Here is a 17,796-nt window from a genome sequence, read left to right as displayed (position 1 = left end):
CTTAAAGCTCCAGCTCCGCGCTGAAATACATCACATGGCGCTGGTCATAATTATTGTCGATGAAGGTGGTCGGCTGATTGTCCAGCCGTTGCTGTAGCACTGCGGCCAGTTCCAGGCTGGCCTTGCCCAGGGTGATACGTTTGGCGATGCGCGCATCGACCCGTTCGAAGCGGTAGCCGTTGAGGGCGTCATCGCCATAATAGAAAAGCGCACTGTTCCAGCCCTGGCCCCAATCCCGCAGCCATCCGGCCGAGCCACTGTTGCTTGCAGTCTGCCTGGCATCCAGCGGATTGCTGGCGTCGGCATCGACGTAGGCATAGGTCAGTCGCAGGCGATCGAGGCTGCCGACACGCCAGTCGAGCTGGGTTTCGGCCCCCGAAAAACGCGCTTTGTTGGCGTTGCTGGCGATGTACTGATTGTTGCGCAGCGGTTCACTGATCATGCCGGTGATTTCGTCGTGGAACAGCTTCACGTCGAGCACCAGCCCCGGTTCGGGAAAATAGCCGTTGTAGCCCAGCTCCCGGGAGCGCATGTGCTCTTGATCGAGATCGCCGGGGCCACGGGTCTTGACGAAATATCGGGCGCTGGACTGGCCAAAGGCACCGGGCTTGAGGTTGGTGACCTGATAACTCCAGTTGACGTTATTCTCGAACATGTCCGGCGAACGGACGGCCTCGGAGTACACCGCACGCAAGCCGTGGCGCGGATTGATCAGGTAGTTGACCGCTATGCGAGGTGTCAGCGAACTGCCGATCAACCGGGTGTCCTCGAACATGGCACCGCCTTGCAGCAGCCAGTGTTCGGTGGCACGCCACTCGAACTGGCCGAACGCCCGCCAGAGGGTGTCATCGAGCGTGCCATTGAAGTAGGTCTCGGAATCGGCCCGGTCGTAACGATAATTCAGACCGCTGACCAGCCGCAGGTTATCGGCGAGGCTCAGGGTGTCCTGCAGCTCGAGGTCGTAGCGCGATTCCCGGGTGCTCTGGTCGATGTCGCCGCAAACGGTCTGGCTCGCGCCGTTGCGCCATTGATCGAGTACCTGGTTGGCCAGCGCCTGCTCGGCGGGCGTGCCGGCCGGTGCACCGGGGCCGAGGAAACGCGTGATATTGCGGGCCAGGCGTTCGGTGTAGTTCGGGTTCATTTGCCAGAGTTCGGTCAGTTGCGGGCTGAACGATATTTCAGCGTCGCAGGCGCGCCAGGTTTGCTGGCGATCCCAGTGTTGGGCCGAACCCTGAATATAAAGGCTGTGGTCGGGATCGATGTCCAGATTCCAGCGCAATGACCCGGCGTAATCCTTGGCGGTGACATCTGAGTCGTTGCCCGCGCGGGTAACTCCCGGGAACACCGGGCGGTAGGTATAGGGCCGCTGGTTGGTGCCGTCCTTGGCATTCAATTGCCAATCGAGGCTCTGCCGTTCATTGAGGCTCTGGCTGACGGCCAGGTTGAAGCGATCGAGGCGACGGCTGTCATGGTAGTCCGCGCCCGTTCGGTCGGTGTCGAAACCGTCGTCTTGCTGGCCGGACAGGGACAGGCGCATGTCACCGTCTTCCCAGCCCAGTCCCTGGCTGGCGTAAAAGTCATTGATGCCGCGCTGGCCCCGGGTGATCTTCATGCGCGTACCGTGACTGTCGGCCGGCCGCCGGGTAATGATGTTGACCACCGCCATCAGCGCGTTGGCGCCGTAGCTGACGGTATTCGGCCCGCGAAAGACTTCGATGCGCTCGATGTCTTCCATGGCCACCGGAATGTCACTCCAGTCCACGGTGGCCAGGCCGGCGCGATACACCGAGCGCCCGTCGATCAGCACTTGCATGCGTCGCGCTTCAGTTGCGTTGGTGCCATGGTAGTTAACCGCTGCCTGGTTGCCGCTGATATTACCGACCATCATCCCCGGCACCAGGCGCAGCAGTTCGCTGATGTCGCGGGCACCGCTGGCGTGGATCAGGGCGCTGTCGATCACCGTCATGCTTCCCGGCACCGCCGCTGGCGACTGCTTCAGGCGCGTTGCGGTGAGCACTTGCGGCAGCGGTTCGCTGTCCAGGAACAAGTCGTCGGCCAGCGCCGGCGAGCTGAAAATCAGCGCCAGTACCAGAGGCGAATGCGGTGAAGGGGAGCCCGGAGACACAACAGATCCCTGCCAGTGATTGTTGGCGCGCATGTTAACCGAGCCGAATGACTTTTCCATTCACGATGTCTGCATTTTCCTCGGTTTTATTGGTCTTCTTCCTACGGATGCAGGTATTTGATGTCGGGGCTGGCCGCCGATGGGCTGCCCCGTATAATGCCGACATCGCCACTGGTATGGATTAACGGATTGCATATGACTGAGCAGCGCCCGATTGCGGTCCTGGGAGGCGGAAGTTTTGGAACCGCCGTGGCTAATCTGCTGGCCGAGAACGGGCATCAGGTCCTTCAGTGGATGCGTGACCCCGAACAGGCCGAGGCCATTCGGGTCAATCGCGAGAACCCGCGTTACCTCAAAGGCATCAAGATTCTGCCTGGCGTCACGCCCGTCACCGACCTGCAAGCCACCCTGGACGCCTGCGACCTGTGTTTCGTTGCATTGCCCTCCAGCGCGCTGCGCTCGGTGCTGGTGCCCCACGCCGAACGCTTGACCGGCAAAATGCTGGTGAGCCTGACCAAAGGCATCGAAGCCCACACGTTCAAGTTGATGAGCGAGATCCTCGAAGAGATCGCCCCGCAGGCGCGCATCGGCGTCCTGTCCGGGCCCAACCTGGCCCGTGAAATCGCCGAACATGCACTGACCGCCACGGTGGTCGCCAGTGAAGACGAAGAACTCTGTCAGCAGGTTCAGGCCGCGCTGCACGGGCGCACCTTTCGTGTGTACGCCAGCGCCGACCGTTTCGGCGTGGAACTGGGCGGGGCGTTGAAAAACGTCTATGCGATCATCGCCGGCATGGCGGTGGCGCTGGGCATGGGGGAAAATACCAAGAGCATGCTGATCACCCGGGCATTGGCGGAAATGACTCGCTTTGCGGTGAATCAGGGCGCGAACCCGATGACCTTCCTGGGGTTGGCGGGCGTGGGCGATCTGATCGTGACCTGTTCGTCGCCCAAGAGCCGCAACTATCAGGTCGGTTTCGCCCTCGGCCAGGGCCTGAGCCTGGACGAGGCGGTCACGCGCCTGGGAGAAGTCGCCGAAGGGGTCAACACCCTTAAAGTGCTCAAGGCCAAGGCCCAGGAGGTTGGCGTGTACATGCCGCTGGTCGCGGGGCTGCACGCGATCCTGTTCGAAGGCCGCACGCTGGAGCAGGTCATCGCTTTGTTAATGCGTGGCGAGCCGAAAACCGACGTCGACTTTATTTCCACCAGTGATTTCAACTAATCACGCTTGCCAGAAAAGCAGGGAGTTGCGCATGAACGATCCAAAAGTAGAAGCCAAGTACGAATCCATCCTGCTGCGGGTGCTGTGGATGATCCTCTTCGTGCTGGTGTGGCAAGTGGCGCAGTTCATCCTCGGCGCCGTCGTGCTGGTGCAGTTGATCTATCGTTTGTTCTATGGCGCCCCAAGCGCCAGCCTGATGAATTTCGGCGACAGCCTGAGCCAGTTTCTGGCGCAGATCGGTCGTTTCGGCAGCTTTCACAGCGACCAGAAGCCTTGGCCGTTCGCCGACTGGCCGACGCCGCGTACACCGGAAGGTGAGGCGCCGCATGTCGTGGCACCGGCACCCCATCCGGCCCGAGATGAGGAACCCAAGCTATGAAACTCTGGGTATTGCGTCATGGTGAAGCTGTACCACACGGCTCTCGTCCCCACGATTCGGAGCGGGAACTGACGGATAACGGTCGTAAGGAAGTATTGAAAATCGCCGCGCAGCTGGTGGGTCAGCCGCTGACCGGCATTTACGCGAGCCCGTACCTGAGAGCGCAGCAAACAGCGCAACTGGTACGAGAGGCATTGGGTTTCGAACCGGAAATCCGCACCGTCGAGTGGCTGACACCGGACACGGAGCCGGACAAGGTGGCCGAACAGATGGTCGCGGTAAGCAACGTGTTGCTGGTCAGTCACAACCCGCTGGTGGGGAATCTGCTGAGCTACCTGCAACATGGTGCCGGACATCTGCCGGAAAGGGTCAGCACTGCCGGTTTGGCGCAGCTCGAGGGGGATGAGCTGCTGGTCGGGTCAATGACGCTCGACAGCATCAAGCACCCGTAGCCACGCCTTTCAAAGGGCACCGCTTGATCTGAAGGCGGCACGATCACCGTAGGAGCGAGCCTGCTCGCGATAGCGGCAAGTCAGTCGACATCCATTTTGAATGTCAGCCCGCCATCGCGAGCAGGCTCGCTCCTACAGGTATAGAAAAACTTTGAATAAAATAGTCAACCAAGCACTTGCTTGGTTGACTACGCTTGCTCCAGACCAAAAACAAAGGAGCGAGTCGCATGTCTGCTGCTTTTCGTTTGCCGCTGGACGTCTTTTACGAGCGTGAGGCCCGTCATCCGCGCCAGCGCTTTTTGGTCCAGCCTGTCGGCGGCGGCCAGGTCGAGACCTTAACCTGGGCCGACGTCGGTCATCAGGCCCGCTGTGCCGCCCACTGGCTGCGAGCGCGGGAACTGCCGCAGGGCAGCCATATCGCCCTGATCTCGAAGAACTGCGCGCACTGGATCATTGCCGACCTGGCGATCTGGATGGCCGGGCATGTCTCGGTGCCGTTGTACCCAAATCTGACCGCCGAGACCGTTGCCCAAGTACTCGAACATTCGGAGGCGGCGCTGGCCTTCATCGGCAAGCTCGACGACTGGCCAGGCATGTCCCGTGGCGTCAGCCCCGACCTGCCGACCATCAGCTTGCCCTTGCATCCTCCTGGCGACTTTGATTTCAGCTGGGACGACCTGCAACGCAGCTCGCCCATCCAGGACAATCCCAAACCTGCCGCCGATCAGCTGGCGACCATCATCTACACATCCGGCACCACGGGCATGCCCAAGGGCGTGATGCACAGCTTCGGCAATCTGGGGTTCGCCACTACGCGCGGCACTGCGTTGTTCGGCCTCAACGAGTCGGACCGCTTGTTGTCCTACCTGCCGCTGTGCCACGTTGCCGAGCGGATGTTCGTCGAACTGGCATCGATCTATACCGGCCAAACGGTGTTTTTCGCCGAGAGCCTCGACACCTTCCTCACTGACCTGAAGCGTGCGCGTCCGACCGCACTGTTTGGCGTGCCGCGCATCTGGACCAAATTCCAGATGGGCGTGTACGGCAAGATTCCGGCAAAACGTCTCGACTTCCTGCTCGGGCTGCCGATCATCGGCAAAAGGGTCGGGCATAAAGTCCTCGCCGGATTGGGGCTGGATGCGTTGCGCATCGCGTTGTCCGGCGCAGCTCCGGTGCCGCAGACCTTGTTGCAGTGGTACCGCAAACTGGGACTGGACGTGCTGGAGGTCTACGGCATGACCGAGAGTTGCGGCTACTCCCATATCGGCATGCCGGGCCAGAACAAACCGGGCTGGATCGGCAAGCCGTGTCCGGAAGTCGAAGTGCGGATCGCCGAGACGGGGGAAGTCATGGTGCGCAGTGATGCGACCATGCTCGGGTATTACAAGGAACCGCAGAAAACCGCCGACACCATTACCGAGGACGGCTTCCTGCGTACCGGCGACAAGGGTGAGGAGGACGCCGAAGGCAATCTGCGCCTGACCGGGCGCCTGAAGGAAATCTTCAAGACCAGCAAAGGCAAGTACGTGGCTCCGGCACCGATTGAAAATCGCCTGGCCGTGCATTCGCGTATCGAGCAGGTCTGCGTGGTGGGCGATGGCTTGAGCGCGCCGCTGGGGTTGTGCGTGTTGTCGGCGGTCGGCCAACAGGATGCCGGCGGGGTCGCGCGCGCGGGCCTGCATTCAAGCCTGGAAAAACTGCTGGAAGAGGTCAACGGTGCCCTCGACAAGCATGAACAACTGCGGCGCCTGGTGGTGGTCAAGGACAGTTGGGCCGTGGAAAACGGCTTTCTCACCCCGACCCTGAAGATCAAACGCAACGTGATCGAAGCGGCTTACGGTGAGCGCTTTGAGGAATGGAGCGAGCGCAGTGAAGCAGTGCTGTGGCAGGATTGATCCACGAATAAAACCAACGAGGAAATTCTGCGATGAGCCTGTGGCGCACCACCCCGAACATCGAGCGGTTGAACGCAATCCAGAAAAACACCATTGGCGAAGTGCTGGACATCCGTTTCGAAGCCTTTGACGACGACTCCCTGACCGCCAGCATGGTCGTCGATCACCGCACCCACCAGCCTTACGGCTTGCTGCATGGCGGTGCCTCGGTGGTGCTGGCCGAATCGGTCGGCTCGATGGCCAGCTACCTGTGCATCGATGCCAGCAAGTTCTATTGCGTGGGCCTGGAAATCAACGCCAACCATTTGCGCGGCCTGCGCAGCGGACGGGTGACGGCGGTGGCCAAACCGATCCACATTGGCCGCACGACCCATGTCTGGGACATTCGCCTGACCAGCGATGAGGGCAAGGCCAGCTGCGTGTCGCGACTGACCATGGCAGTGGTACCGTTGGGTGAAAATCCGCCGGCGCGTTGAACCAAAGCCATGGCTTTGACCGGACTGTCATCATTCCTGTCAGTTACGGTCATTGCCGCAGGACGCGGTCTTGCGGACAATCAACGCCTGTTCTCGCTCATGGATTTGCAGGTATGTCGCAACAGATCTTTTTCGCCCACGCCAATGGTTTTCCTTCGGGGACCTACGGCAAGTTGTTTGCGGCGCTGGCACCCGAGTTTCAGGTGACGCATCTGGAGCAGCACGCCCACGACCCGCGTTTTCCGGCGGACGACAACTGGTACAACCTGGTGGATGAGCTGATCCATCACCTGCAACAACAGGCCGAGCCTGTGTGGGGCGTCGGTCACTCCTTCGGTGGCGTGTTGCACCTGCATGCCGCTTTGCGCTGCCCTGAGCTGTATCGCGGGGTGGTGATGCTCGACTCGCCAGTGCTGACACGCACCGACCGATGGGTCATACGGGCGGCCAAACGCTTTGGTTTCATCGACCGTTTGACCCCGGCCGGGCGTACCCTGGGCCGCCGTGAAGAATTCGCCGACCTGGACAGCGCCCGCAAGTATTTCGCTGGCAAGACGCTGTTCCGCGGCTTCGACCCGGAATGCTTCGATGCCTACCTGCAACACGGCTTGCATCAGGTCGGCGACAAGCTGCGCCTGCGCTTCGACCCAGCCACGGAAATCAGCATCTATCGCGGCGTGCCGCACACCAGCCCGGGCAGCACCCGGCAGTTGCAAGTGCCGCTGGCGGTGGTTCGCGGGCATGACAGCCGCGTGGTGATGCGTCATCACGCCAGTTCGGTCGACCGCCTGCCGCTGGGTGAATCGTTGACCATGCCCGGCGGCCACATGTTTCCGCTCGAACGTCCCCTTGATACCGCTGGCATGCTCAAAGGCCTGTTCTATCGCTGGGGCGGCCGTCGACAGCAGGATTGCGCATGAACCACGTCGTCGAAGAGGTTCGTCTGAGCCTGCCGCACATCGAACTGGCGGCGCACCTGTTCGGCCCTGAAGGCGGTTTGCCGGTGATTGCCCTGCATGGCTGGCTGGACAACGCCAACAGCTTTGCCCGCCTGGCGCCGAAGCTCAAAGGCCTGCGCATCATCGCGCTGGACATGGCCGGTCACGGTCATTCCGGGCATCGCCCGCCAGGCGCCGGTTACGCCATGTGGGACTACGCCCACGATGTGCTGCAAGTCGCCGAACAGCTTGGCCTGCGCAAATTTGCGCTGATGGGGCATTCGATGGGCGCGATTGCTTCGTTGATCATCGCCGGGTCGATGCCCGAGCGGGTCACCCATCTGGCATTGATCGACGGCATCATTCCTCCTACGGACAAAGGTGAAAACGCTGCCGAGCGCATGGGCATGGCCCTGCAGGCGCAGCTGGACCTGCGGGAAAAGCGCAAGCCGGTCTACGACACCCTCGACCGAGCCATCGAGGCGCGCATGAAGGGCCTGGTGGCGGTCAGCCGCGAGGCCGCTGAACTGCTGGCGCAGCGTGGCCTGATGCCGGTGCCTGGCGGTTACACCTGGCGCACCGACAATCGCCTCACGCTGCCATCGCCGCTGCGTCTTACCACCGAACAGGCCATGGCGTTCGTCCAGCGGATCAAGTGTCCTGCAACATTGGTGGTCGCTGCCGACGGCATGCTCGCCAAACACCCGGAACTGCTGGAGCGTCTACCCTTTAGCCGGGAACAGCTGCCAGGCGGCCACCATTTGCACCTCAATGACGAGTCCGGTGCCGATCTTGTCGCAGACTGTTTCAATCGGTTTTTCGCCATTCCTTGACTTGCGCCGGGCAACTGTCGAGGCTTGGCGGGTTGAAAAGGGAGACAACCATGATAGATCTCTACACCGCTGCGACCCCGAATGGCCACAAGGTCTCTATCGTGCTCGAGGAACTCGGCCTGCCCTACACGGTGCATGCCTTGAGTTTCGACAAAAAGGAGCAGAAGTCCGCGGACTTCCTCAAGATCAACCCCAATGGCCGGATTCCGGCGATTGTCGACCGCGCCAACGGCGATTTCGCCGTGTTCGAGTCCGGCGCCATCCTGATTTACCTCGCTGAACAGACCGGCAAACTGATGCCATCGGACCCGAAGGGGCGCTCGCTGGTATTGCAGTGGCTGATGTTCCAGATGGGCGGGATCGGCCCGATGCAGGGCCAGGCCAATGTGTTCTTCCGCTACTTTCCGGAAAAACTCCAGGGTGCCATCGACCGCTATCAGCATGAAACCCGTCGCCTCTACGAAGTGCTCGACACGCGCTTGCAAAGCGTGGAGTTCCTCGCCGGCGAGTACAGCATTGCCGACATCGCCACCTTTCCCTGGGTGCGCGGTTACGAATGGTCTGGCGTCTCGGTGGAGGGCTTGACGGCATTGCAACGCTGGATGGCAACCATGGAGGACCGGCCGGCGGTGCAGCGTGGTCTGCAAGTACCCAAACGCGCCGATGAAGCCAGTATTATCAAGGGCGCCCAGGCCATGCTGATCCGATGAGTCTATCCATGCGTTCATTCAGTTTGCTGGTGCTGTGCAGTTTCAGTCCCTTGTCGTTCGCCGCCGATGTTCCGGGCAGTCAGGACCTCCCGATGGTGCCGCGCATGGTCGACGCCCAGATTGTCGACTATCGCCCCGCCGCCGAACTGGAGCGGATCTACCCGTTAGGCTCGATCCGAAAAATCAGTGGCCAGTTACGTTTCGACGGTCAGGTCAGTGCCCGCGGCAACGTCACTTCGGTGACCTACGAGTTGCCACCGGAGCATTCATCCATCGAGGCGTTCACCGCTGCCCGCGAGGCTTTGCAACAGCAAGACGCCGGGTTGCTCTTTTGGTGCCAGGCACGCGATTGCGGCGAAAGCAGCCTGTGGGCCAATGAAGTCTTCGGCAACGCCAAGCTGTACGGCGCCGACGATCAACAAGCCTATCTGCTGCTGCGTCTTGCCGCTCCACGGGACAACACGCTCATCGCGCTGTACAGCATCACCCGGGGTAATCGCAAAGCCTACCTGCATGTCGAGCAGTTCGACGCTTCGACACCGCTGGGCCAGTTGTTGCCGACCTCAGCGACCTTGCTGCGTGAGCTCAAGAGCACCGGCGAGCTCGATTTTTCCACGTTGAACAGCGCACCCGACGAGGCCTGGCTACGCCTGATTTCTCGCGGACTGAATCTGGACACCACTTTGCGGGTCAGCATTTCCGGAGCGAACGCCGAAGCCTGGCGTCAGGCACTGATTGGCCAGGGCGTGCGTGCCGCGCGGATGGAAACCGGCAGTGCCGAAGGCTCTGGCCTGCACATCGAGCTATTGCGCTAGGCTGTACCGGGCGAGCGTGCAAGCGGCGTTCGCCTACTCTTTTGCTGACTGACTTTTTCGAGACTTTTGATGATCAATAACGATCGCCTGTTGGTGCAGATCCTGCTCGTGGTGTTGTTCGGCGCGAGCTTCTGGGTGATGGCGCCATTCTGGTCGGCGATGTTCTGGGGCGCGGTGCTGGCATTTGCCAGTTGGCCGCTGATGCGCCTGCTGACCCGTTCGCTCAATGGCCGCGAGTCGCTGGCGGCGGCATTGCTGACGCTGGGCTGGATGGTGCTGGTTGCGGCGCCACTGGTGTGGCTGGGTTTCAACCTTGCCGATCATGTGCGCGACGCCACGGCATTCATCAAGGATGTACAGGTCGATGGGCTGCCCGAAGCGCCGCTGTGGTTGGGATCGATTCCCCTGGTCGGCGAGCGGCTGGTAGGCATCTGGAACAGCATCGATGAGCAGGGCGCGGCGATGATGGTATCGCTCAAGCCTTATCTGGGGCAGGTGGGTAACTGGTTGCTGGCGCGCAGCGCACAGATCGGCGGCGGTATTCTCGAGCTGACCCTGAGCATCGTCTTCGTGTTCTTTTTCTATCGTGACGGGCCGCGCCTGGCGGCGTTTGTACACACGCTGCTGGAGCGCCTGATCGGTCAGCGGGCCGGCTATTACATTGAACTGGTGGCGGGCACGGTACAGCGGGTGGTCAACGGCGTGATTGGCACTGCGGCGGCCCAGGCGATCCTGGCACTGATCGGGTTCCTGATTGCCGGCGTACCGGGTGCGTTGGTGCTTGGCATCGTGACGTTCATGCTCAGCCTGATCCCGATGGGCCCGCCGCTGGTGTGGATTCCGGCAACCGCGTGGCTGGCCTGGAAGGGCGAATACGGGATGGCCATTTTCCTCGGCATCTGGGGCACATTCGTCATCAGCGGTGTCGACAACGTGCTCAAACCGTACCTGATCAGCCGTGGCGGTAACCTGCCGCTGGTCATTGTGCTGCTTGGGGTGTTTGGCGGATTGATTGCCTTTGGCTTTATCGGCCTGTTCATTGGCCCGACATTGCTGGCGGTGGCCTACAGCCTGTTGATCGACTGGAGCAAGACCCAGGCGCGGGTGGACGATCGCCGGCCCTGAGATTTGTATACAGCTTCGGGCCTCTTCGTCGGAACGCCGCCCGGAGCAAGCCCGCTCTCACATTGATCCTGGTTGATCACAAGACCCGTGTGGGAGCGAGCCTGCTCGCGAAGACGGCATCACATTCAACCAGGATGTAGCTGATACACCGCTTTCGCGCGCAGGCTCGCTCCCACAATGGGCCGGTGTGGCTTTCAGGCGCGCGGCAGGCGAATCACCGCCGTCAGGCCTCCGCCCGGAGTTTCTTCCAGTGTCAACTGCCCGCCCATCCGTTGCGCGGCCTCGCGGGCAATGGTCATGCCCAGGCCAACGCCGCCGGAATTGCGATTGCGCGAGCCTTCAAGGCGAAAGAAGGGTTCGAACACCGCTTCACGTTGTTCCGGGGCGATGCCCGGGCCATGGTCGATGACTCGAATCACCAGCTGGTCACGATGGTCTTGCAGGGTAATCAGCGCCTGTCCGGCATAGCGCAGAGCGTTGTCCATCAGGTTGTTGATGCAGGAACGCAAGGCCATCGGCTGCACTTGCAGGGGCGTGCAGTGGCCGCTGGCCTGGACGTTCGCGCCCTGATCCTGGGCATTCTCACTCAGTGATTCCACCAACGCCTGCACGTCCATCCACTGCGGGGCTTCACTGGTGCGCTGTTCATGCAGGTAGGTGAGGGTGGCGTCGAGCATGCTGATCATGTCGTCGAGGTCCTGGCGCATCTGGCCTTGCAGCTTGTCGTCGTCGATTTTCTCCAGCCGCAGCTTGAGCCGCGACAACGGCGTTCGCAGGTCGTGGGACACCGCGCCGAGCATGCGTGAGCGCTGCTTGACCTGTTCCAGGATGCGGCGCTGCATTTTGTTGAACGTGTGTGCCGCTTGCCGTGCTTCCCGTGGTCCCGATTCATCCAGTGGCGGGCTGTCGAGGTCTTCGCTCAAGCGCTCGGCCGCGTCGCTCAGGCGCTGGATCGGCCGGCTCAGCAGTTTGGCGCCGTACCAGGCGGCGATGATCAGCGAGACAAATTGAAAGGTCAGGGGTACCAACGGGCCGCCAAACCACGGTCGAGGTGGCCGTTTCTCGAAGCGTGGGTCCAGCGGCGGGCGTGGCCCGTCCTGGCCTTCGGAAAACTCTGGGGGAGGCGGCGGCGGTGGCGGACCGTAATGGTGAAACCAGGCAAAGGCCAGCAGGTGCGCGAGGATAATCGCCAGCAACAGCACGCCAAACAGGCGGCCGAACAGCGTATCGAAGCGCCCGCGCATCAGCCGATATCTCGGGCATCGAACAGGTAACCCTCGCCGCGAACGGTCTTGATCAACTGCGGAGCCTTGGGGTCGTCGCCGAGTTTCTGCCGCAGGCGCGACACCAGCAGGTCGATGCTGCGGTCAAAGGCTTCGATCGAACGACCGCGAGCGGCGTCCAGCAGTTGTTCGCGGCTGAGCACGCGGCGCGGACGTTCGATAAACACCCAGAGCAGACGGAATTCGGCGTTGGACAGCGGCACCACCAGGCCATCATCGGCGATCAGTTGCCGCAGCACGCTGTTCAGGCGCCAATTGTCGAAACGAATGTTCGCCCGCTGTTCGCTGCGGTCATCGCGTACCCGGCGCAGGATGGTCTGGATCCGCGCCACCAGTTCGCGAGGTTCGAACGGCTTGGCCATGTAGTCGTCGGCGCCCAGTTCCAGGCCGATGATCCGGTCGGTGGGTTCGCAGCGGGCGGTGAGCATCAGGATCGGGATGTCCGACTCGGCGCGCAGCCAGCGGCACAACGACAGACCGTCTTCACCGGGCAGCATCAGATCGAGCACCACCACGTCGAAATGCTCCGCCTGCATCGCCAGGCGCATCGCGGCGCCATCGGTGACACCGCTGGCGTGGATGTTGAACCGGGCCAGGTAGTCGATCATCAATTCGCGGATCGGGATGTCATCGTCGACGATCAGGGCGCGAATGTTCCAGCGTTTGTCGTCACCGGGCGCTTTTTGGTCGTCGTTCACGGGTGCTTGGGAGTTGTGCATGCGTGCGTTCATCTGCCAGGTAGGCTGCCAACCACAAAGATAGGCTGCGAGGTTGTGGTTCCAGCATAGGCGTCCGGCCCTGAGGCGGGAAGTGCTGTTGCAGGGACCTGTTGCGGTTGCCGAGGGTAGCGGGCCAGGGTGTTGGCGGCGTGTCGTGTCTGTATCGAACTCGACACAATGGCCTCAAGGGCTAGTCTTGCCTGAGCCGTCGCGACGATTTACCGATCATCGGGTCCCGCAGCGGCGCTGGTTCCGCTACAATGCGCGCCGATTTCGACTTGCCTGAGAGCCCACTCATGTCCGCCTGCCAGACTCCCATCATCGTCGCCCTGGATTTCCCTACCCGTGACGCCGCACTGAAGCTGGCCGATCAGTTGGACCCGAAGCTGTGCCGGGTCAAAGTCGGCAAGGAACTGTTCACCAGTTGCGCTTCGGAAATCGTCGGCACCCTGCGTGACAAGGGTTTCGAAGTGTTCCTGGACCTCAAGTTCCATGACATCCCGAACACCACCGCGATGGCCGTCAAGGCCGCTGCGGAAATGGGCGTGTGGATGGTCAACGTGCATTGCTCCGGCGGTCTGCGCATGATGGCTGCGTGTCGTGAAGTGCTGGATCAGCGCACCGGTCCTAAACCACTGCTGATCGGCGTGACCGTGTTGACCAGCATGGAGCGTGAAGACCTGGCGGGCATCGGCCTGGACATCGAGCCGCAAGAGCAGGTGCTGCGCCTGGCCGCGCTGGCGGAAAAAGCCGGGATGGACGGCCTGGTGTGCTCGGCCCTGGAAGCCCAGGCGCTGAAAACGGCGCATCCATCGCTGCAACTGGTGACCCCGGGGATTCGTCCGGCGGGCAGCGCCCAGGACGATCAGCGTCGCATTCTGACCCCGCGTCAGGCGCTGGATGCCGGTTCCGACTATCTGGTGATCGGCCGTCCGATCAGCCAGGCGGCGGATCCAGCGAAGGCGCTCGCCGACGTAGTCGCAGAGATAGCGTAAACGCCGCTAAACCTGTAGGAGCGAGCCTGCTCGCGAAGGAGTATCAGTTACGTTGATGTCGACTGACACACCATCGCGAGCAGGCTCGCTCCTACAGGGTTTTGTTTTTTCGGGTAAAGGGTCAAACCTTCAACACCAACTTTCCGAAATTCTCGCCGCTGAACAATTTCATCAGCGTCTCCGGGAAAGTCTCCAGTCCTTCGACGATGTCTTCCTTGCTCTTGAGCTGCCCCTTGGCCATCCAGCCGGCCATTTCCTGGGCGGCGCTCGCGTATTGGGCGGCGTAGTCCATCACCACAAATCCTTCCATGCGCGCACGGTTGACCAGCAGTGACAGGTAGTTGGCCGGCCCCTTGACCGACTCCTTGTTGTTGTACTGGCTGATGGCACCGCAAATCACCACCCGCGCCTTCATGTTCAAACGGCTCAACACCGCGTCGAGAATGTCGCCACCCACGTTATCGAAATAAACGTCGACGCCTTTCGGGCACTCGCGCTTGAGACCGGCGAGGACGTCTTCGCTCTTGTAGTCGATAGCGCCATCGAAACCCAGCTCATCGATCAGGAACTTGCACTTGTCGGCGCCGCCGGCGATGCCAACCACCCGGCAGCCTTTGATCTTGGCGATCTGCCCGGCGATGCTGCCCACGGCGCCCGCCGCGCCCGACAGCACCACGGTGTCACCGGCCTTCGGCGCGCCGACGTCGAGCAGGGCGAAGTACGCCGTCATCCCGGTCATGCCCAGCGCGGACAAGTAACGTGGCAGCGGTGCCAGTTTCGGATCGACTTTGTAGAAGCCACGAGGCTCGCCGAGGAAGAAATCCTGCACGCCGATGGCGCCATTGACGTAATCCCCGACCGCGAACCCCGGGTTGTTCGAGGCAATGACTTTGCCCACACCCAAGGCGCGCATGACTTCGCCGAGCCCGACCGGCGGAATGTAGGACTTGCCCTCGTTCATCCAGCCACGCATGGCCGGGTCCAGGGACAGGTATTGGTTTTCGACCAGGATCTGACCCGCCGCCGGCTCGCCGACCGGTACTTCCTGGTAGGTGAATGTCTCACGGGTCGCCGCGCCAACCGGACGTTTGGCGAGCAGGAATTGGCGATTGGTCTGGGAGGTCATGGCAGGCACTCAAGATGAATGAAGCTTTGTTGATAGCCGGTCAGCGCCGATGCCGCAAGTTCGGCTGATGCGGCGAATGCAGGTTGATCCAGTGCAGTGATAGTTGGTACGGCAGTTCCATCACTGCAACTCATGGGCGCCCAACCGGAGTCTTGATAGTGCTGCCGTGTTCAAGACCTCCATGACTAGACTGGTCCCACGCGATTCCCCGCATTCTTCTTTTCGAGGACATAACAATGAGCATGACGTTTTCCGGCCAGGTGGTCGTGGTGACAGGCGGGGCGGCCGGTATTGGCCGCGCGACTGCCCAGGCATTTGCCGCCGAGGGCCTTAAGGTCGTGGTGGCCGATATGGACGTGGCGGGCGGCGAGGGCACGGTGGCGCTGATTCGTACGGCCGGTGGCGACGCGACCTTCGTGCGCTGCAACGTTACCCTGGAAAGCGATGTAAAAAATCTGATGGAGGAGGTGATCAATACTTACGGTCGCCTCGACTATGCCTTCAACAATGCCGGCATTGAAATCGAGAAAGGCAAATTGGCCGAAGGTACGCTCGACGAGTTCGACGCGATCATGGGCGTCAACGTCAAAGGCGTCTGGCTGTGCATGAAATACCAGTTGCCGCTGCTGTTGGCGCAAGGGGGCGGCGCGATCGTCAATACGGCATCGGTGGCCGGCCTTGGGGCAGCGCCGAAAATGAGCATCTACGCAGCCTCCAAACATGCGGTGATCGGCCTGACCAAGTCGGCGGCCATTGAGTACGCCAAGAAGAAGATCCGGGTCAATGCGGTGTGCCCGGCGGTGATCGACACGGATATGTTCCGTCGCGCCTATGAAGCCGACCCGAAAAAAGGCGAGTTCGCCAACGCCATGCATCCGGTCGGTCGCATCGGCAAGGTCGAAGAGATCGCCAGCGCGGTGCTGTACCTGTGCAGCGATGGCGCGGCGTTCACGACCGGCCATTCGCTGGCGGTGGATGGTGGTGTTACTGCGTTCTAAAACGACGCACCGATATCAGGTACACCGGGAACCTGTGGGAGCGGGCTTGCCCGCGATGAGGGAGTGTCTGCCGACATTGATGTCGCCTGATACGCCGCAATCGTCGGAACGCCGCCCGGAGCAAGCTAGCTCCCACTGGTTTTTTGGTTCCGCTATAGGACCTGTCAATGTGTTTCAAATGATTAGATCCAAGGGTTTTGGCGGCGTTGTCGCACATGCCTTCGAACTCGCCTGTGATTAACTGCTTCTCGCAAAATCAACAGGAGTTTGCTTGCTCATGGAATTGAGAATCGACCGACAGGCGCTGGTGCCTGTCGTACAGCAAATTGTTGACGCACTGACCCGCTGGCTTCATTCCAGCGGGGTATCGCCCGGTACGCGCCTGCCTTCGGTGCGACAGATCGCGCGGATCAATTTGCTCAGTCAGGTGAGCGTCGCCCAGGCCTGTGAACGCCTGGTGACGCAGGGGATGCTGGTGTCAGGTCATGGCGCCGGCTATGCGGTTGCCGACCCGGCATTGGCCACAGGCGCAAAGCACGAGCCTGTCTGGTTCGAGGGGGCTGAGCCCGAGATCGGGCCCTGTTCGACTGCGTTGAGGCTGGGCTGTGGCGGGCTGCCTGAAAGCTGGCGCGAGACAGACGATCTGATTTACGCGATTCGGCAAGTCAGTCGTACCGACACGGCGAGCCTGTTCAACTACGGCACCCCGCTGGGATTGCCAGCCTTGCGACAACAGATCCTCAAGCACCTTCGGCAGCTGGATATTCGGGCGCAGGACAACCGGATCATGACCACGGCGGGTGCCAGTCAGGGGCTCGACCTGATTGTGCGGACACTGTTCAAGGCCGGTGATTGTGTGGTCGTGGAGAGTCCCGGTTATCCGGTGCTGTTCGATCTGCTCAGGCTGTACGGCATCCACATGGTCGAGGTGCCGCGAACACCGCGCGGGCCGGACGTGGACGTGCTCGAATCGGTGCTGGTCAAACACCGGCCTCAAGGGCTACTCATCAATAGCTTCTATCACAACCCGACGGGCAGCAGCCTTGCACCGGCGGTGGCGCGCCGCGTGCTGCAGCTGGCCAGGACCTTTGGTGTGCAGGTGATCGAAGACGACGTCTATGCGGATCTGCACAGCGGTTCCGGTATGCGACTGGCTGCGCTGGACGACGACGTGATCTACGTAGGCAGCTTTTCCAAGACACTCAGCAGTTCCTTGCGGGTCGGTTTCGTGGTGGCCGATGCCGAAGTCATTACGCGCCTGGCCGAGGTCAAGATGATCAGTGGCATGGGCGCCTCGCGATTTTGCGAATCGGTGCTGGCGTGCCTGTTGGCTAACGGTGCCTACCGCAAACTGGTGCAGCGTCAGCGCCAACGCTTGAGCAGCGACCGGCTGGTGGTGTTGCAATGGCTCGAAGATGCCGAATGGGAGATTTTCGGCAAGCCGGCGGGAGGCCTGTTCATCTGGGCGCGATCAAGAATGTCCGACTACGATCAGCTGCGGACCCAGGCCCGGCGCTTGGGTGTGCTGCTGTCATCGAAGACCGCCTTCAACCCCTCGGGTGAGGCCAGTGACTGGCAGCGCATCAACGTGGCTTATGCCTGCGACCCGCGCGCCCGGGCGTTCTTTCAGGCCACTGCCCGGGATCGACCTCAAGCGTTCTGAAAACGACGTTGATGTAGCTTTTTGCCATTATTCCGGCGCCAGA

General features: G+C 61.5%; 17 protein-coding genes. 13 read left to right on the top strand and 4 right to left on the bottom strand.

Features of this window, described 5'->3' with window-relative positions; genetic code table 11:
• Window position 1: 1 nt before the first annotated feature.
• On the bottom strand, window positions 2-2,125 hold the full coding sequence (locus tag ACM6J5_RS17810) for a TonB-dependent receptor plug domain-containing protein (protein ID WP_414929065.1): 2,124 nt from the start codon (window positions 2,123-2,125) through the stop codon (window positions 2-4).
• 195 nt (window positions 2,126-2,320) lie between these two features.
• Between ACM6J5_RS17810 and ACM6J5_RS17805 the strand changes: the two genes are divergently transcribed.
• The 10 genes from ACM6J5_RS17805 to ACM6J5_RS17760 all read left to right on the top strand — a co-directional run bounded on the left by ACM6J5_RS17805 (window position 2,321) and on the right by ACM6J5_RS17760 (window position 10,969).
• Window positions 2,321-3,346 (top strand): NAD(P)H-dependent glycerol-3-phosphate dehydrogenase, encoded by a 1,026-nt coding sequence (locus ACM6J5_RS17805; protein WP_095942659.1) that lies wholly within the window; start codon window positions 2,321-2,323, stop codon window positions 3,344-3,346.
• A gap of 31 nt (window positions 3,347-3,377) precedes the next feature.
• On the top strand, window positions 3,378-3,725 hold the full coding sequence (locus ACM6J5_RS17800) for a DUF4389 domain-containing protein (protein ID WP_056727994.1): 348 nt from the start codon (window positions 3,378-3,380) through the stop codon (window positions 3,723-3,725).
• Window positions 3,722-4,177, top strand: coding sequence for a phosphohistidine phosphatase SixA (sixA, locus tag ACM6J5_RS17795; protein WP_414929064.1), 456 nt, complete (start codon window positions 3,722-3,724; stop codon window positions 4,175-4,177). Before ACM6J5_RS17800 ends, sixA begins: the two co-directional genes overlap by 4 nt.
• 227 nt (window positions 4,178-4,404) lie before the next feature.
• Window positions 4,405-6,072 (top strand): AMP-binding protein, encoded by a 1,668-nt coding sequence (locus ACM6J5_RS17790; RefSeq protein WP_095942657.1) that lies wholly within the window; start codon window positions 4,405-4,407, stop codon window positions 6,070-6,072.
• Between the two features lie 32 nt (window positions 6,073-6,104).
• Window positions 6,105-6,548 carry a hotdog fold thioesterase gene (locus tag ACM6J5_RS17785; RefSeq protein ID WP_095942656.1) on the top strand — a complete coding sequence of 148 codons (444 nt, stop codon included), beginning with the start codon at window positions 6,105-6,107 and terminating at the stop codon, window positions 6,546-6,548.
• 113 nt (window positions 6,549-6,661) lie between these two features.
• Window positions 6,662-7,468 (top strand): alpha/beta fold hydrolase, encoded by an 807-nt coding sequence (locus tag ACM6J5_RS17780; protein WP_150672600.1) that lies wholly within the window; start codon window positions 6,662-6,664, stop codon window positions 7,466-7,468.
• A complete protein-coding gene (locus ACM6J5_RS17775; RefSeq protein ID WP_095942654.1) occupies window positions 7,465-8,319 on the top strand; it encodes an alpha/beta hydrolase in 855 nt (284 codons plus the stop codon). The genes ACM6J5_RS17780 and ACM6J5_RS17775 overlap by 4 nt, the downstream gene beginning before the upstream one ends.
• Window positions 8,320-8,369: 50 nt before the next feature.
• Window positions 8,370-9,029 carry a glutathione S-transferase family protein gene (locus ACM6J5_RS17770; RefSeq protein ID WP_414929063.1) on the top strand — a complete coding sequence of 220 codons (660 nt, stop codon included), beginning with the start codon at window positions 8,370-8,372 and terminating at the stop codon, window positions 9,027-9,029.
• Between the two features lie 8 nt (window positions 9,030-9,037).
• Window positions 9,038-9,844 carry a DUF4892 domain-containing protein gene (locus tag ACM6J5_RS17765; RefSeq protein ID WP_095942652.1) on the top strand — a complete coding sequence of 269 codons (807 nt, stop codon included), beginning with the start codon at window positions 9,038-9,040 and terminating at the stop codon, window positions 9,842-9,844.
• Window positions 9,845-9,913: 69 nt separating this feature from the next.
• Window positions 9,914-10,969: an AI-2E family transporter gene (locus ACM6J5_RS17760; protein WP_095942651.1), complete on the top strand. Its 1,056-nt coding sequence runs from the start codon at window positions 9,914-9,916 to the stop codon at window positions 10,967-10,969.
• A 194-nt stretch (window positions 10,970-11,163) separates the two neighbouring features.
• Here the strand turns inward: ACM6J5_RS17760 and ACM6J5_RS17755 are convergent, their stop codons facing one another.
• Window positions 11,164-12,213 (bottom strand): sensor histidine kinase, encoded by a 1,050-nt coding sequence (locus ACM6J5_RS17755; protein WP_414929062.1) that lies wholly within the window; start codon window positions 12,211-12,213, stop codon window positions 11,164-11,166.
• Window positions 12,213-12,971, bottom strand: coding sequence for a response regulator (locus tag ACM6J5_RS17750; RefSeq protein WP_095942649.1), 759 nt, complete (start codon window positions 12,969-12,971; stop codon window positions 12,213-12,215). The genes ACM6J5_RS17755 and ACM6J5_RS17750 overlap by 1 nt, the downstream gene beginning before the upstream one ends.
• A 296-nt stretch (window positions 12,972-13,267) precedes the next feature.
• Here ACM6J5_RS17750 and pyrF point away from each other — a divergent pair, with 296 nt between their 5' ends.
• Entirely contained in the window at window positions 13,268-13,966 is a 699-nt protein-coding gene (gene pyrF, locus ACM6J5_RS17745; RefSeq protein ID WP_172435306.1) for an orotidine-5'-phosphate decarboxylase, read from the top strand.
• 121 nt (window positions 13,967-14,087) lie between these two features.
• Here pyrF and ACM6J5_RS17740 read toward each other — a convergent pair whose 3' ends face one another.
• Window positions 14,088-15,092, bottom strand: a complete 1,005-nt coding sequence (locus ACM6J5_RS17740) for an NADP-dependent oxidoreductase (protein ID WP_095942647.1) — start codon at window positions 15,090-15,092, stop codon at window positions 14,088-14,090.
• A gap of 236 nt (window positions 15,093-15,328) precedes the next feature.
• Here ACM6J5_RS17740 and ACM6J5_RS17735 point away from each other — a divergent pair, with 236 nt between their 5' ends.
• On the top strand, window positions 15,329-16,090 hold the full coding sequence (locus ACM6J5_RS17735; protein WP_095942646.1) for an SDR family oxidoreductase: 762 nt from the start codon (window positions 15,329-15,331) through the stop codon (window positions 16,088-16,090).
• A gap of 277 nt (window positions 16,091-16,367) precedes the next feature.
• Window positions 16,368-17,753 carry a PLP-dependent aminotransferase family protein gene (locus tag ACM6J5_RS17730; RefSeq protein WP_414929061.1) on the top strand — a complete coding sequence of 462 codons (1,386 nt, stop codon included), beginning with the start codon at window positions 16,368-16,370 and terminating at the stop codon, window positions 17,751-17,753.
• The last annotated feature ends 43 nt before the right edge of the window (window positions 17,754-17,796 follow it).

The sequence above is a fragment of the Pseudomonas sp. IT-P74 genome (assembly GCF_949768175.1).
Classification (GTDB): Bacteria; Pseudomonadota; Gammaproteobacteria; order Pseudomonadales; family Pseudomonadaceae; genus Aquipseudomonas.
The sequence above is the reverse complement of the archived record's forward strand: the minus strand, read 5'-3'. Positions and strand labels throughout refer to the sequence as shown.

Excerpts from the sequence above, each read along its gene's own strand:
- ACM6J5_RS17805 (WP_095942659.1), top strand. The coding sequence starts at position 2,321 with ATGACTGAGCAGCGCCCGATTGCGGTCCTGGGAGGCGGAAGTTTTGGA.
- ACM6J5_RS17800 (WP_056727994.1), top strand. The coding sequence starts at position 3,378 with ATGAACGATCCAAAAGTAGAAGCCAAGTACGAATCCATCCTGCTGCGG.
- sixA (WP_414929064.1), top strand. The coding sequence starts at position 3,722 with ATGAAACTCTGGGTATTGCGTCATGGTGAAGCTGTACCACACGGCTCT.
- ACM6J5_RS17790 (WP_095942657.1), top strand. The coding sequence starts at position 4,405 with ATGTCTGCTGCTTTTCGTTTGCCGCTGGACGTCTTTTACGAGCGTGAG.
- ACM6J5_RS17785 (WP_095942656.1), top strand. The coding sequence starts at position 6,105 with ATGAGCCTGTGGCGCACCACCCCGAACATCGAGCGGTTGAACGCAATC.
- ACM6J5_RS17780 (WP_150672600.1), top strand. The coding sequence starts at position 6,662 with ATGTCGCAACAGATCTTTTTCGCCCACGCCAATGGTTTTCCTTCGGGG.
- ACM6J5_RS17775 (WP_095942654.1), top strand. The coding sequence starts at position 7,465 with ATGAACCACGTCGTCGAAGAGGTTCGTCTGAGCCTGCCGCACATCGAA.
- ACM6J5_RS17770 (WP_414929063.1), top strand. The coding sequence starts at position 8,370 with ATGATAGATCTCTACACCGCTGCGACCCCGAATGGCCACAAGGTCTCT.
- ACM6J5_RS17765 (WP_095942652.1), top strand. The coding sequence starts at position 9,038 with ATGCGTTCATTCAGTTTGCTGGTGCTGTGCAGTTTCAGTCCCTTGTCG.
- ACM6J5_RS17760 (WP_095942651.1), top strand. The coding sequence starts at position 9,914 with ATGATCAATAACGATCGCCTGTTGGTGCAGATCCTGCTCGTGGTGTTG.
- ACM6J5_RS17755 (WP_414929062.1), bottom strand. The coding sequence starts at position 12,213 with ATGCGCGGGCGCTTCGATACGCTGTTCGGCCGCCTGTTTGGCGTGCTG.
- ACM6J5_RS17750 (WP_095942649.1), bottom strand. The coding sequence starts at position 12,971 with ATGCACAACTCCCAAGCACCCGTGAACGACGACCAAAAAGCGCCCGGT.
- pyrF (WP_172435306.1), top strand. The coding sequence starts at position 13,268 with ATGTCCGCCTGCCAGACTCCCATCATCGTCGCCCTGGATTTCCCTACC.
- ACM6J5_RS17740 (WP_095942647.1), bottom strand. The coding sequence starts at position 15,092 with ATGACCTCCCAGACCAATCGCCAATTCCTGCTCGCCAAACGTCCGGTT.
- ACM6J5_RS17735 (WP_095942646.1), top strand. The coding sequence starts at position 15,329 with ATGAGCATGACGTTTTCCGGCCAGGTGGTCGTGGTGACAGGCGGGGCG.
- ACM6J5_RS17730 (WP_414929061.1), top strand. The coding sequence starts at position 16,368 with ATGGAATTGAGAATCGACCGACAGGCGCTGGTGCCTGTCGTACAGCAA.